At 68.4% G+C, this 13,490-nt stretch carries 18 protein-coding genes; 10 read left to right on the top strand and 8 right to left on the bottom strand.

Features of this window, described 5'->3' with window-relative positions:
• Positions 1-6: 6 nt before the first annotated feature.
• Positions 7-522, bottom strand: a complete 516-nt coding sequence (locus QM714_RS01700) for a class I SAM-dependent methyltransferase (protein WP_415096995.1) — start codon at positions 520-522, stop codon at positions 7-9.
• Between the two features lie 80 nt (positions 523-602).
• Here QM714_RS01700 and dapB point away from each other — a divergent pair, with 80 nt between their 5' ends.
• A complete protein-coding gene (gene dapB, locus QM714_RS01705; RefSeq protein WP_415096997.1) occupies positions 603-1,355 on the top strand; it encodes a 4-hydroxy-tetrahydrodipicolinate reductase in 753 nt (250 codons plus the stop codon).
• A 43-nt stretch (positions 1,356-1,398) separates the two neighbouring features.
• On the opposite strand, the gene QM714_RS01710 is transcribed toward dapB, so the two are convergent.
• The 5 genes from QM714_RS01710 to QM714_RS01730 form a co-directional block, all read right to left on the bottom strand.
• Positions 1,399-1,707, bottom strand: coding sequence for an AzlD domain-containing protein (locus tag QM714_RS01710; RefSeq protein ID WP_415096999.1), 309 nt, complete (start codon positions 1,705-1,707; stop codon positions 1,399-1,401).
• The gene (locus tag QM714_RS01715) at positions 1,704-2,444 is read right to left on the bottom strand and encodes an AzlC family ABC transporter permease (protein WP_415097001.1); all 741 of its coding nucleotides are present in this window, start codon (positions 2,442-2,444) and stop codon (positions 1,704-1,706) included. Before QM714_RS01715 ends, QM714_RS01710 begins: the two co-directional genes overlap by 4 nt.
• Positions 2,445-2,464: 20 nt before the next feature.
• Positions 2,465-2,632, bottom strand: a complete 168-nt coding sequence (locus tag QM714_RS01720; protein ID WP_415097003.1) for a hypothetical protein — start codon at positions 2,630-2,632, stop codon at positions 2,465-2,467.
• Positions 2,633-2,800: 168 nt separating this feature from the next.
• Positions 2,801-3,364 (bottom strand): GNAT family N-acetyltransferase, encoded by a 564-nt coding sequence (locus QM714_RS01725; protein ID WP_415097005.1) that lies wholly within the window; start codon positions 3,362-3,364, stop codon positions 2,801-2,803.
• Between the two features lies 1 nt (position 3,365).
• Positions 3,366-3,953, bottom strand: a complete 588-nt coding sequence (locus QM714_RS01730) for a DUF3043 domain-containing protein (RefSeq protein ID WP_415097007.1) — start codon at positions 3,951-3,953, stop codon at positions 3,366-3,368.
• Between the two features lie 197 nt (positions 3,954-4,150).
• Between QM714_RS01730 and QM714_RS01735 the strand changes: the two genes are divergently transcribed.
• Genes QM714_RS01735 through pspAB form a run of 3 tightly spaced genes read left to right on the top strand, consistent with a single transcriptional unit; the run spans position 4,151 to position 6,480 of the window.
• The gene (locus QM714_RS01735) at positions 4,151-4,951 is read left to right on the top strand and encodes a PspA/IM30 family protein (protein ID WP_415097009.1); all 801 of its coding nucleotides are present in this window, start codon (positions 4,151-4,153) and stop codon (positions 4,949-4,951) included.
• A gap of 32 nt (positions 4,952-4,983) precedes the next feature.
• Positions 4,984-5,892 (top strand): zinc metalloprotease HtpX, encoded by a 909-nt coding sequence (gene htpX / locus QM714_RS01740; protein WP_415097011.1) that lies wholly within the window; start codon positions 4,984-4,986, stop codon positions 5,890-5,892.
• A gap of 9 nt (positions 5,893-5,901) precedes the next feature.
• Positions 5,902-6,480, top strand: coding sequence for a PspA-associated protein PspAB (pspAB, locus tag QM714_RS01745; protein WP_415097013.1), 579 nt, complete (start codon positions 5,902-5,904; stop codon positions 6,478-6,480).
• Between the two features lie 32 nt (positions 6,481-6,512).
• Here the strand turns inward: pspAB and QM714_RS01750 are convergent, their stop codons facing one another.
• Positions 6,513-7,412 (bottom strand): GNAT family N-acetyltransferase, encoded by a 900-nt coding sequence (locus tag QM714_RS01750; protein ID WP_415097015.1) that lies wholly within the window; start codon positions 7,410-7,412, stop codon positions 6,513-6,515.
• 60 nt (positions 7,413-7,472) lie between these two features.
• Between QM714_RS01750 and QM714_RS01755 the strand changes: the two genes are divergently transcribed.
• Together QM714_RS01755 and erpA are read left to right on the top strand one after the other, a co-directional pair.
• Positions 7,473-8,558, top strand: coding sequence for a glycerate kinase (locus QM714_RS01755; protein ID WP_415097017.1), 1,086 nt, complete (start codon positions 7,473-7,475; stop codon positions 8,556-8,558).
• A gap of 101 nt (positions 8,559-8,659) precedes the next feature.
• Entirely contained in the window at positions 8,660-9,022 is a 363-nt protein-coding gene (gene erpA, locus QM714_RS01760) for an iron-sulfur cluster insertion protein ErpA (RefSeq protein ID WP_415100939.1), read from the top strand.
• A 45-nt stretch (positions 9,023-9,067) separates the two neighbouring features.
• Here erpA and QM714_RS01765 read toward each other — a convergent pair whose 3' ends face one another.
• Entirely contained in the window at positions 9,068-9,304 is a 237-nt protein-coding gene (locus QM714_RS01765) for a hypothetical protein (protein ID WP_415097019.1), read from the bottom strand.
• Positions 9,305-9,368: 64 nt separating this feature from the next.
• On the opposite strand from QM714_RS01765, the gene QM714_RS01770 reads away from it, so the two are divergent.
• The 4 genes from QM714_RS01770 to QM714_RS01785 all read left to right on the top strand — a co-directional run bounded on the left by QM714_RS01770 (position 9,369) and on the right by QM714_RS01785 (position 13,450).
• Positions 9,369-10,340: a carbohydrate kinase family protein gene (locus tag QM714_RS01770; RefSeq protein WP_415097021.1), complete on the top strand. Its 972-nt coding sequence runs from the start codon at positions 9,369-9,371 to the stop codon at positions 10,338-10,340.
• A 97-nt stretch (positions 10,341-10,437) separates the two neighbouring features.
• A complete protein-coding gene (gene coxB / locus QM714_RS01775; protein WP_415097023.1) occupies positions 10,438-11,349 on the top strand; it encodes a cytochrome c oxidase subunit II in 912 nt (303 codons plus the stop codon).
• Positions 11,346-13,028, top strand: coding sequence for a cytochrome c oxidase subunit I (ctaD, locus tag QM714_RS01780; RefSeq protein WP_415097025.1), 1,683 nt, complete (start codon positions 11,346-11,348; stop codon positions 13,026-13,028). The genes coxB and ctaD overlap by 4 nt, the downstream gene beginning before the upstream one ends.
• Entirely contained in the window at positions 13,025-13,450 is a 426-nt protein-coding gene (locus QM714_RS01785) for a cytochrome c oxidase subunit 4 (RefSeq protein ID WP_415097027.1), read from the top strand. Before ctaD ends, QM714_RS01785 begins: the two co-directional genes overlap by 4 nt.
• Positions 13,451-13,490: the final 40 nt, after the last annotated feature.

Here is a 13,490-nt window from a genome sequence, read left to right on the forward strand (position 1 = left end):
CGGTCGTTAGCGACGGCCGATCAGCCCGATCACCGGGGGCGCCTTCTGCTCGACCACCGAGACTCGGAAGCCGCCCTCGGTGAGCGCCTGGGACGCCTTGGTGACGATGTTGGGCACCAGCTCGGGTGGGTTCGACTCGTAGAACAAGAACACGGCACCGCCGGGCACGACCCGCTGGTGCAGCAGCGCGATCTCGTCGGCGCAGGCGCGCACCCAGAAGAGGTTGACGTTGAATGCGAACACCTTGGTCAGCCGCTTCACCGGCACACGCAACGTGGCCAGATCGATCTGCCTGACCGTAAGCCGGCCCGCATCGATGAAGGCCTGATTGCGTCGACGGGTGCGGTCGACGCCAGACTCGGACCGGTCGATGGCGAACAGCTTGCCGGTCTCCAGGCGCGAGCAGATCAGCTCCGCACCGGCACCCGGCCCGCAGCCGATCTCGAGGATGTGGTCATCCGGTCGCACGTCCATCACGTCGACGGCCCACTTGATCCGGGGCGGAATCGGCTGTCGTGGCATGGACCCAAGAGTGCCACCTCCTCGGCCCTGAGTCAGCGACCGGCACGGCACGCGTCGATTCTCCGACTACGCTGCGGGGCATGGGTTCTCCGCTCAAGGTCGGTGTCCTCGGCGCGCTCGGACGGGTCGGCAGCGTGGTGTGTGCGGGGGTTGAGGCCGCCACCGACCTCGAGCTCGTCTGCTCCCTGAACGCCGGTGACCCGCTTGACGGGCTGGTGTCCGCGGGCGCAGAAGCCGTGGTGGACTTCACCCGCCCCGATGTCGTGATGGACAATCTGGAGTTCTGCATCGGGCATGGCCTGCACTGTGTGGTCGGGACCACCGGCTTCGACGACGGCCGCTACGCCACGGTGCGCGAATGGTCGGCCTCCTCGCCGGCGACCGGGGTGCTGATCGCCCCGAACTTCTCGATCGGTGCTGTGCTGATGATGCGATTCGCCGCCGTCGCAGCGCCGTACTTCGAATCGGTCGAGATCGTCGAGCTGCATCACCCGAACAAGATGGACGCACCCTCGGGAACCTCACGACGCACCGCCGAGCTGATCGCGGAGGCCCGCGCAGCCGCGGCAGCGGAGCCGATGCCGGATGCCACCACCAGCGCCCTGGTTGGTGCGCGTGGTGCGGAGGTGGCCGGTGTACACGTCCACAGCATCCGGGCGCGGGGCCTGCTGGCCCACCAGGAGGTGCTGCTCGGAGGGCCGGGGGAGACGTTGACCATCCGACACGACTCGCTCGACCGGGTCTCTTTCGTGCCCGGCGTGCTCACCGGGTTGCGTCGGGTCGCCGACCACCCCGGCCTGACCGTCGGCCTGGAGCACTATCTGGATCTCTAGCGGCCGGATCTCTTGGACGCTGGGATCTCTAGTACCTGACGGCTCAGCCCCACCACAGCCGCAGCAGACCGGCCACCACCGCGGCGCCGAAAACCACGACGAGGAACGGGGCCCGGAAGAGGAGCGCCACGACGGCGAACGCCAACCCGGCTGCTCGAGCGTCCAGTTCCAGCCGTCCCTGCCCCGCGAAGACCTGGACGGCGACCAGCGCGGCCAGGAGGGCGACCGGGATCAGGTCGGCGACCCGCTCGATCAGCGGGTGGTCGAGGACCCGCGACGGCACCGAGACTCCGGCCAGCTTGAGCAGATAGCAGCCGAGGCTGCCGACGATCACCGCACCCCATGGCGTCATCGGCCGCCTCCGACGTCGTCCGGCCATGGCACCTCGGTGGGGTCTTGGCGCCGAGAGAGTACGCCGGCGAGCAGGGCCACACCGCCCGCCGCCAGAACGGGCACGCCTGCCACGGTCACCGGCACCAGGCCGAGCGCGACCGCCACCGCGCCCACGGCGACGACTTGGTTGCGTCGGTCCTTCAGGCGGGGCCAGAGCAGGGCCAAGAACGCAGCGCCGACCGCAGCGTCCAGGCCGTAGGTCTGGGGATCGCCGATGGTGTTGCCGACCAGGGCACCGATCGCCGTCGCTGCGTTCCATCCGGCGAAGACCGCCACTCCGGTGGTCAGGAAGCCGACCCGTGCGGCGGCGCGATGGTCGCGGGTCACCGACATCGCCGTCGACTCGTCGATCACCAACTGCGCGACGGTTGCCTTGCGCCATCCCGTCCAGCCCAGGAGCGGAGCCAGCCGGAGCCCGTAGAGCGTGTTGCGGGTGCCCAACAGCAACGCGGTGACGGCGCCCGCAGCGGGCGTCCCGCCGGCAGCCAGCACCCCGACCAGCGCGAACTGCGAGGCGCCGGTGAACATCACCAGTGACAACAAGCAGGTCTGCAGCCCCGAGAGCCCGGCCGCCACCGAGACCGCACCGAAGGACACCCCGTAGGTTCCGGTGGCGACGCCGACCGCGATCGAGTCACGGACGATGCGCCTGCGCTCCTCCGGCCATGCCTGGGGCAGCGCGTCAGAGAGAGCCACCCGAGGACTCTAGTGGCGCGTCAGTCGCGGATCCGGATCCGGATCGGGCGGGGGCTGGAGTGGAACTGGTGCAAGGCCAGGTAGGTCAGGGCGAGGCCGGCCAGGGCGCCGATGAGGACTCCGAGGCTCGCCCCGCTGGGATGCAGGCCGCGGGCGAGCCAACCGCCGGCGAGGATGCTGAGGACCATCACTACTGCCGCTGTCCGCCATCGGTAGATCTTGGGTAGCCGACCGAACATCGCTCGAACCCCCTTCGCCTGACACCTGGATCGGTGTGATCTCTCCATCGTGCTCCGGAAGGCGCAGAAATCAACCCTTGACTTGGTGGGTAAACCGGTCGTCGGATCCAGGCTGTCTTAGCCGAGTGCGGTGTGCAGCCGCACCTGCTTGACCAAGGTGGTGCCGGTGCCATCCAGGTCGAGGGTCCGATGTGCTCCGTCGGGCGCCCACCCGGCACCGGTCAGAAAGGCGCGCAGCGCGTCGTCGTCCGTGGTGAGCCAGAAGGTCGCCCGGGTGAACCGGTCGGCATGCAAGGTGTCGGCCGCTGCCTGCAGCAGACGTGAGCCGTGGCCGCGGTGACGATGCTCGGCGAGGACGGCCAGCTCGCTGATCTCGGCGTCGGCTACCGGATCGGAGTCGGGGTCGCCGGACGGCTGGCAGACGACGAAGCCCTGCACGATGTTCTGTTCGAGCGCCACCAGCACCCTGTTGCGTGCATCGCCTGGCGCCTGAAGCGACCGGTGCCAGGCTGCGGCGACCTCCTCGAGGGAGGGGAGCGCAGCCGTCAGCCCGGGATCGTCGGCCAGCCCGTGGTCGGCGTGCCAGACCGCGAGCTGGACGCGGGCGATGCCCGCCGCGTCGTCGGCCCAGGCGACTCGCACGGACAGATCGGCGGCCGGACGCTCATCTCCGGTCGGCACGTCAGCGGTAGACGTCGGGGAGGGCCTCGCCCAGCTTGACCTGTGGCTTGGGCATCCGGCTGAACTTCAACTGCATCGACCGCATGATGGCGTACAACGTGGTGCCCTTGGTCGACTGGCCGGGGAATCTGGCGGTGAGTTGGCGACGCAACCGGAGGCGCAGCATCACGACGTCGTAGATCACCAGCAGCACCGAGGTGATGGTGAGCAGGTTGGCGAAGGAGACGGCGGTCGGGTTGCCGCCGCTGACCCAGGGGATCACCAAGGCGAACAGCAGCACCGGCAAGATCACCTGGATGAACTGGAAGCGGGAGTCGACGAAGTCGCGGACGAAGCGCTTCATCGGGCCGCGGTCGCGGGCGGGCAGGAAGCGGTCATCGCCCGCACGGAAGCCGGCGCGCGCCTTCTGAGTGGCGTCGGATCGCGCGGCGCGCTCGGCGGCAGCCTGCTCCTTGCGGGTTCGCGGCACCTTGGCCCGCGCCTTCGCGGCCGCCTCGGCATCACGTCGCTTCGGCGTCGGCCGCCCCTTGCCGCCCTCCTTTGCGGGCGTCTCGGGGACCTCTGGCTCGGACTTGCTGCGGCGGAACACGGACGGCGACCTTCTGCGTGCTTCTCGGGGACGATGCTGACTTGGGCTGGCTCGCTCCCGTTGTCGGGAGGTGACCAACCCTACCGGCTGGGATCCCGCGCAGCATCCGCGGGCGCGGGCCGTCTGGGAAGTCTCGACTAGGGTGTGGAGAAGAGCTCACCGCGGGGTGATCCAGTCACGAGAAGGGGCCAGACCCGATGAGTCTTTGGCAGCGCTTCACCATGATCTTCCGGTCCAAGGCCAACAAGGTCTTGGACCGAGCCGAGGATCCACGCGAGACGCTGGACTACAGCTATGCCAGGCAGCAGGAGTTGCTGACGAAGGTACGCCGCGGCGTTGCCGACGTCGCGACCAGCCGCAAGCGCGTCGAGATCCAGGTCAGCCAGCTCGAGCAGCAGGCCAGCAAGCTGCAAGGACAGGCCGAGAAGTCCATCGAGATGGGTCGCGAGGACTTGGCCCGCGAGGCGCTGACCCGCAAGTCCGGTCTGACCAGCCAGATCGCCGACCTGAAGACCCAACAGGCACAGTTGCAGGGTGAGGAGGAGAAGCTCACCTTGGCCCAGCAACGGCTGCAGGCCAAGGTCGAGGCCTTCCGCACCCGCAAGGAGACGATCAAGGCCAGCTACACCGCAGCGGAGGCACAGACCCGGATCAACGAGGCGATGTCGGGCATCGGTGACGAGATGGGCGACGTCGGTGCGGCCATCCAGCGCGCCGAGGACAAGACGGCGGCGATGCAGGCACGTGCCGGTGCGATCGACGAGCTGATCGCCTCCGGCGCCTTGGACGATGTCAGCGCGCTCAACGCAGGTGACGACATCAGTCGCGAGCTGGAGCAGATGAGCTCCCAGGCCGACGTCGAGGCCGAGCTGGCCAGACTCAAGGGGGCGGCCAGTCCGCAGGCCCTTGAGGCCGCTGACGAGCCCGCCGAGGCGACGCCGGTCGAGTCCGCGCCGGCGCCGGCCGTGGTGGAACAGGCCGAGGAGGAGCAGGCGTGAACGATCCCCACACGGCATCGGACTGAGCTGCGATGGCTCACACCCGCTTCATCAAGGACACCGGACTGACCCTCCGGATGACCTCGGTCATGTTCTTGCTCGGGGGCTTGTTCGTGGCTCTCGTGGTGACCTTGATGTATGTCCTGCCGGTGCAGTACACCCCGATCATCGGCCTGATCGGGATCGGCATCGCGTTCTTCCAATGGTGGTCCTCTGACACGCTCGCCATGAAGGCGATGCGAGCCCGTGAGGTCACCCCGGAGCAAGCACCCGAGCTGCACGCGATGATCGACCGGCTCTGCGCGGTCGCCGATATGCCCAAGCCTCGGGTAGGGGTCGCCGACTTGGACATGCCGAACGCCTTCGCCACCGGCCGGTCCCCCGACCGGGCGGTCGTCTGTGTCACGACCGGCATCTTGGGCATGCTGACAGCCGAGGAGCTCGAAGGCGTGCTGGCCCACGAGCTGTCGCACGTGGCGCACCGAGACGTGCTGGTGATGACCATCGCGTCCACCGCGGGCATCATCGCCGGCATGCTCAGCCGCGGGGCACAGTGGGGCGCGATCGGGGGCAGGCGCAACGACAACGGCGGCGTGCCGGCGTTCCTGATCGTGCTCGGCCTCTCCCTGGTCGTCTATGCCGTCAGCTTCTTCCTCACTCGGCTGCTGTCGCGCTACCGCGAGTTGTGCGCCGACCGCTCGGGCGCCTACCTGACCATGAAGCCGGCCGCGCTGGCCTCCGCGCTGCAGAAGATCTCGGGGGAGATCTCGACCATCCCGCAGAAGGACCTGCGTGCCTCCAGCGCCATGAACGCGTTCTTCATCGCGCCCGCGATCAGCGGCGCCACACTGCGCACGCTGACCTCCACGCACCCCTCGTTGGAGCAGCGCCTCGAGCAGCTGGCCCGGATCCAGGCCGAGCTCAGCCGACCCGCCGACTGAGTCGTTCGGATGGGCCTGTGGGAGGCGGTGACCGGGCGGAGCCGGGTCAAGAAGCCGAATCTCGACTCCTTGTTCGCGATCCCGAGCGCGGCCATCACGCTGGAGACCGCCGCGGGCTTCCGCCCGACCGGGGTCGGCTCGGTGTGCTTCCGCTCCGCGGCGGGGGAGGCGTTCCACCAGATGCAGACCGACGTGATCGCGTTGATCCGAGCCGATCCGCAGGCACCCGAGGTGTCGGTGACCACCGACGAGTACGGCTACACCTGGCTGACAGTCCACGACGACCCCACCGATGTCGCCGGGCTGTGCACCGACCTGCACGCCGTGAACACCGCGCTGGTCGAGCAGGGCTTCGACGGCGGCCTGCTCTGCACGCTGGTGCCGTTCGCGGACTCCTCCGGGCGCCGCTTCGGCCTGGTCTACCTCTACAAGCAGGGCACCTTCTATGCCTTCGCGCCGCAGGGCGAGCAGCGCCGGGACAACCTGCTCGAGATCACCGTGCGCGACCAGCTGTCCGGCGAGTTGCCGATGGAGCAGGACCTCTCCCGGTGGCTGGCGGTCTGGGGTGCCCCCGGATTAGACGGCTGAGTGTGGCGGGCTGAGTCTGGAGGGGCTGAACCTCAGAGCAAGGTCGGGTGGGGAAGGTACGGCGCCGGCTCGCGGAGGTGGCGCAGGGCCAAGAAGCCGCGGTTGTAGACGTCGAGCCGGGCCGCCAGGCCAACCTCGATCGCCCACTGGTTGGCCGCCGACACGTGTCCGATCTCGACCGGCACCTCGGGGTCGGAGCTCGCCAGCGCCTCCCACAGCAGCGCCCGGGCCGCCTTGCGGTGGCTGGCGGCCAGGGTGACGACGCCACCGTGGTCGTCGACGTAGGCGTAGCCGGAGGCGGCCGGTCGGTCGGTGACGAGCAGTCGGAACATGCCTGCCAGCAGGGCGTGGTCGGGGCCGTGCCCGGCGCCGCGCCGGGCGCGGTCGAGGCTGTCCGTCAGATCGAAGTCGTCGGCGCCGCCGTCGCGCACGTGCCGGACCACCGGCAGGTCGGCCCGGCGCACCCGCCCCCACAGCAGCAGTTGGGGGTGCAGGGCGAAGCCGGCCGCCGCGTAGAGCCGCAGCGCACGCGGGTCCGGCGAGGCGTTCAACATCCCGCGCAGGCAGCCCCGGCCATGCTCCGCCGCGGCCGCCAGCAGCTGCCGCCCGATGCCCGCGCCCTGGTGGGCCGGCGTGACGGCGTACGACGACAGGACCCACAGCTGTTCACGCACCAGCGAGGTGGCGAAGCCGAGGATGTCGCCGTCACGGTCGGCTACCCAGCAGCCGCCAGGATCGGTGCCGAGCAGATGCCGGGTGCGGGCGCGCCAGTTCTCGGCACGATCCGGCGTCCGTCCGGTCGGCTCGGCCCAGCTTCGCGGAAGGCTGCTCCGATCGACCTCCAGATAGGCCGCCGAGCTGAGCCGTTCGGCGGCGTCGACATCGCAGACCGTCATCGGCCTGATCAAGACGTCGTACCCTTCGCTCGCCATGGCGACCCGATCGTATGACCTCGTGAGCAGAACCCGCCCGGGAGCGGGCAAGATGCAGCCATGCGCGTCCTGATCTCCCCCGACAAGTTCGCCGGCACACTCACTGCCGTCGAAGCGGCCCAGGCGATCGCCGAGGGCTGGCACCAACAGGCGCCCGACGACCTGCTCGACCTGGCGCCGATGTCTGACGGCGGCCCGGGCTTCGTCGATGTGCTGCATGCCGCGCTGGGCGGTGCGCTGCACGCCGTCACGGTCTCGGGACCGTTCCGCGAACCGGTGCCGGCCACCCTCCTGGTCGTCGGCGACACGGTCTACGTCGAGTGCGCTCAGGCGTGCGGCCTCCAGCTCACCGACCGGAGGCGCCCCGAGGAGTCCACCAGCCTCGGCGTCGGCGAGCTCCTCGTCCGCGCCCTGGAGACGGGGGCTCGGCGGGTCGTCGTCGGCCTCGGCGGCTCGGGCACCACCGACGGCGGCGCCGGTCTGCTAGCCGCGCTCGGGGCCACCGCCGACGTGCCGCTCGATGCCGGGCCGGCCGGGCTCGCCGGCGTGACCGAGGTCGACCTCGGCGCTGCGGTCGCTCGCACCGGTGCGGTCGAACTGATCGTCGCCACCGACGTCGACAATCCACTCACCGGCCTCTTCGGTGCGGCTCGCATCTACGGTCCGCAGAAGGGCCTCGACGAAGGCAGGCTGCCGGCGGTGGATCTGGTCCTCGAGGGCTGGGCGGACGTCGTCGGCCGTCGGGTGGCCCTGGAGCCGGGCGCCGGAGCCGCGGGTGGGATCGGCTACGGCCTGCTGGTGCTCGGCGCCACCCGGCAGTCGGGCGTCGAGCTGGTGGCCGAGGCCCTCGGGCTGCCGGATCGCGCCCGATCGGCCGATCTGGTGATCACCGGTGAGGGCGCCTTCGACTTCTCCAGCCGGTCTGGCAAGGTGCCGTACGGCGTCGCGGAGGTCGCGCGCGAGGCGCTCCGGCCCTGCATCGCGCTGGCCGGCCAGGTGCTGCTCGGCAGCCGCGAGATGCGGACCCTCGGCATCGAGTCCGCGTACGCGCTGGTCGACCTGGTGGGGGAGGAGCGCGCACTGTCCGACGCGGCCGGCGCACTCACCGCGCTCGCGGAGCAGACCGCGCGGACCTGGTCGCGGTGAGCACACGAGCGATCGGATCGGGAATATTCGGGGTCTGTGCGACCATTGGACCGATGACGACCCGCGGTAGCACCGCGCCTCACGACGCACCGGGAGAGACGATGACCGAGCAGGTGGACACCACCTTCGAGCGACGCAGCGACCAGATCAACCTCAGCAGCGTGGCAGCCGCGAAGGTGAAGAGCCTCCTCGACCAGGAGGGCCGCGACGACCTGCAGTTGCGCATCTCGGTGCAGCCGGGTGGGTGCTCCGGGCTGCGCTACCAGCTCTTCTTCGACGAGCGCACCCTCGACGGAGACGTCGTGAGCGACTTCGACGGGGTCGCGGTCGTGGTGGACCGGATGAGCGTGCCCTACCTCAACGGCGCCATGATCGACTTCGTCGACTCGATCGAGAAGCAGGGCTTCACCATCGACAACCCCAACGCCACCGGCTCCTGCGCCTGCGGCGACTCGTTTCACTAACCCGGGCCACTGATCCGGGCCACTGATCCGGGCCGCTGATCCAGATCAGTCCAGATGCAGGTGTAGGGCCGCGGCCAACCGGGCCGCGGCGTCGCTGACCCTGATCTCCTGCTTCGGCACCTCACGCGGATAGTCCTCGTAGCGCAACGACGGTGCCTGCGCGAGACGGCTCAGCCGCTGCTCGACGACTTCGCAATCGGCGTACATCTCCGTCGGACTGGAGAGTTCGGCGTGGGAGAGCCGCGAGGCGGGCCGCACTGCTCGGGCGGGGGAGACGACCATGAACACGACGCTAGTGACTACTCGGAGGTAGTCCTAGCGCTACGGCTCAGTAGTCTTCGGTGTCATGTCGCTGCTGATCGCCGGCTCCATCGCCACCGACCACCTGATGAGCTTCAACGGCAAGTTCTCCGACTCCCTCGTCGTCGACCAGCTCGACAAGCTGTCGGTGTCCTTCCTGGTCGACGATCTGGAGATCCGTCGAGGTGGGGTGGCTCCCAACATGTGCTTCGGTCTGGGCCGGTTGGGCCTACGCTCGGTGCTGGTCGGGGCAGCGGGGGAGGACTTCACTGACTACCGCTCCTGGCTGGAGCGGCACAACGTCGACTGTGCCTCCGTGCACATATCGGAGACCCGGCACACCGCCCGCTTCATGTGCACCACCGACACCGCGATGGCGCAGTTCGCCACCTTCTATGCCGGTGCGATGACTGAAGCCCGGCTGATCGAGCTGGCGCCGATCGTGGAGCGGGTCGGGGAGCCGGAGTACGTCCTCATCGGTGCCGACGATCCCGAGGCGATGCGGCAGCACACCCACGAGTGTCGTCAGCGGGGCTACCCCTTCATCGCCGACACCAGCCAGCAGCTGGCCTACAGCGACGGTGAGCTGATCCGTGACCTGATCGAGGGCGCCGCTCTGCTGTTCTCCAACGAGTACGAATCGCACATGATCGAGGCCAAGACCGGCTGGTCGACCGAGGACATCCTCGGTCGAGTCGGCATCCAGGTGACCACGCTGGGTGCCCGTGGAGTGCAGGTGCGCGGCCGTGACATCGACGACTTCGAGTTGCCCGCCGTCACGGGGGTGGAGCCGGTCGAGCCGACCGGTGTCGGGGACGCCTTCCGGGCCGGGTTCCTCGGTGCCTTGGCCCGAGACCTGAGCCTCGAGCGGGCCGCCCAGGTGGGCTGCGTGCTGGCGGCGTACGTCCTCGAGACCGTCGGCACCCAGGACTACGACTTCACCCCGGACGAGTTCGCCGTCCGGGTCGCCAAGGAGTACGGCGAGCAGGCGGGCACCGAGGTCGCCGACCGGTGGTGAACTCGACCGGGAGATCAGCGAGTGCCCCGCCGCAGCAAGGCCGTCGTCTTCCGCTAGTGTTCGATCTAGCGTGGCGTCGAGAGAGAGGGCCCCTTTCGTGAGTGCAAGGCTCACCAAGCGCGTTGGCACGCCCCTGCTGCGCTGGGGCATCGGGCTGACGCTGGTGGCAGGTGTCCTGCTCCTGAGTGGATGTTCGGCCGAGACCACTGAGGAGTGGAAGCGGCTGGCGATGCCGGAGCCCGGGACCGAGGAAGCCTGGCAGATCTTCTACTTCTGGCGCTGGTCCTGGGTCGCCGCGATGATCGTGGGCGTCTTCATGTGGGGCCTGATGGGCTGGGTCGTGGTCCGCTACCGCAGGCGCAGCGACAAGGACATCCCGGTCCAGACCCGCTACAACCTCCCCCTCGAGATCCTCTACACCGTGGCGCCGGTCATCATCGTGATCGTCTTCTTCGCCAACACGGTGGGTCTCCAGCACGACCTGAAGAAGTTGGACCCCGACCCCGACCACACCATCGTCGTCACCGCGCAGCAGTGGTCCTGGACGTTCAACTACCCCGGCAACCGTGAGGCGGACGGCTCCTGGTCCGGCGAGCCCGGCACCGACGGGCGGAACGTCTGGGAGGGCGGCGACGGGTCCTACATCCCGACCCTGGTGCTGCCGGTCGACCAGACCATCCAGTTCGAGTTGCACTCGCCCGACGTGATCCACTCCTTCTGGGTGACCGGATTCCTCTACAAGGAGGACGTCATTCCTGGCCGGGTCAACGTGTTCCAGGTGACCCCGGACCGGATCGGCACCTATCAGGGCAAGTGCGCTGAGCTGTGCGGCGCCTACCACTCGCGCATGCTCTTCAACGTCGAGGTCGTCTCGCAGGACGACTACGAGGCGTACCTCCAGCAACAGATCGCCAAGGGCAAGGTCTCCGAGGAACCACTGCTCGGCAACAAGCACACGACCACCCAGGCAGGTCTCGAGAACGGCGAATCCGAGGAGGCCGACCAGTGACCGCCACCGCAGCACAGCCCAGCAGCGTCACGGAGGCTCGCAAGCCCCTGGGCAAGGAGCTCGTGCGGATCATGACCACCACCGATCACAAGCTGATCGGCAAGCTCTACCTCACCACCTCGGTGCTCTGGTTCATCGTCGGCGGCATCATGGCGCTTCTGATGCGCTCCGAGCTGGCCTTCCCGGGCAACCAGATCGTCTCCGACGAGGTCTACAACCAGCTCTTCACCATGCACGGCACGATCATGTTGCTGATGTTCGCGACCCCCCTGTTCTTCGGGTTCGCCAACGCGATCATGCCGCTGCAGATCGGTGCCCCCGACGTCGCGTTCCCGCGGCTCAACATGCTGAGCTACTGGCTCTACCTGTTCGGCGGACTGATCACCGCCTCGGGCTTCCTCACCCGGGGTGGCGCCGCCAGCTTCGGCTGGTTCGCCTACGTGCCGCTCAGCGACGGCATCGCGTCACCGGGAGCCGGCGGCGACCTGTGGGTGATGGGTCTATGGATGGCCGGTCTGGGCACGATCCTCGGTGCGGTCAACTTCGTCACCACGATCATCTGCATGCGTGCACCCGGCATGACCATGTTCCGGATGCCGATCTTCACCTGGAACACGCTGGTCACCAGCCTGCTCGTGCTGATCATCTTCCCGATCCTCGCCGCTGCACTGCTGGCGCTGGAGGCCGACCGACAGTTCGGGGCACACGTCTTCGACCCGTCCCATGGCGGACCGATCCTGTGGCAGCACCTGTTCTGGTTCTTCGGGCATCCCGAGGTCTACGTCATCGCGCTGCCGTTCTTCGGCATCGTCACCGAGGTCATCCCGGTGTTCAGTCGCAAGCCGATCTTCGGCTACATCGGTCTGGTCGGTGCGACCCTGCTGATCGCGATGCTGTCGGTCGCGGTGTGGGCGCACCACATGTTCGTCACCGGCGCCGTGGACCTGGACTTCTTCTCGGGGATGACGTTCTTGATCGCAGTGCCGACCGGTGTGAAGTTCTTCAACTGGATAGGCACGATGTGGGGCGGGTCGATCTCGCTGGACACCCCACTGTTGTGGACCTTCGGGTTCTTGACCACATTCCTCTTCGGTGGGCTGACCGGCGTGATCTTGGCCTCGCCACCGTTGGACTTCCACGTCTCCGACAGCTACTTCGTGGTCGCGCACTTCCACTACACCGTCTTCGGCACGGTGGTGTTCGCGATGTTCGCCGGCTTCTACTTCTGGTGGCCGAAGTTCACCGGGAAGATGCTGGACGAGCGGCTCGGCAAGATTCACTTCTGGCTGACCTTCGTCGGCTTCCATACCACCTTCTTGATCCAGCACTGGCTCGGTGTGGAGGGCATGCCGCGGCGGTACGCCGACTATCTGCCCTCCGACGGGTTCACCACCCTCAACCAGATCTCGACGATCGGCGCCTTCGTGCTGGCCGCCGCGATGCTGCCGTTCCTCTACAACGTCTACCGGACGGCACGCTCGGCGCCCATGGTCGACAGCGACGACCCGTGGGGTTGGGGTCGGTCCCTGGAGTGGGCGACCAGTTGCCCGCCGCCGCGGCACAACTTCCACTCACTCCCGCGGATCCGGTCGGAGTCGCCGGCCTTCGACCTGCACCATCCTGAGATCGCGGCGATGGAACTCGACGAGGACTCCCAACTCAAGGAGGTCGAGCGGTGAAGGCCGAGACATGGGTGTTCGGCGCTACGACCGCCTTCTTCGTCCTGGTGACGCCGATCTATTGGATCGCCACCGCGTACGGCGGCTATCTCGACGGCAAGGGTGACTGGACCGGCTTCACCGCCCTCGCGATGACCACGCTCCTGTGCTTGATGATCACCGTCTACCTCGGCTTCCACGCGCGGAAGATGGACGCCCGACCGGAGGACTCCAGGGACGCCGAGATCGCCGATGGCGCGGGTGAGCTGGGCTTCTTCCCGCCGTATTCCTGGTGGCCGTTGTGGTGCTCGGTCTGCCTCGGCGTGATGGTCTTCGCCGTCGCGATGCATGCGTGGTGGCTGTTCATCATCGGTGCGGGCTTCGGTGTTGTCGCGCTGAGCGGCTTCGTCTTCGAGTACTACCGCGGCGAGCACGCTCACTGAGCCTGACTCCAGGCTCAGACGGCGTGACCCGGCGTCGGTG

The organism is Nocardioides sp. (assembly GCF_047602075.1).
Taxonomy (GTDB): domain Bacteria; phylum Actinomycetota; class Actinomycetes; order Propionibacteriales; family Nocardioidaceae; genus Nocardioides.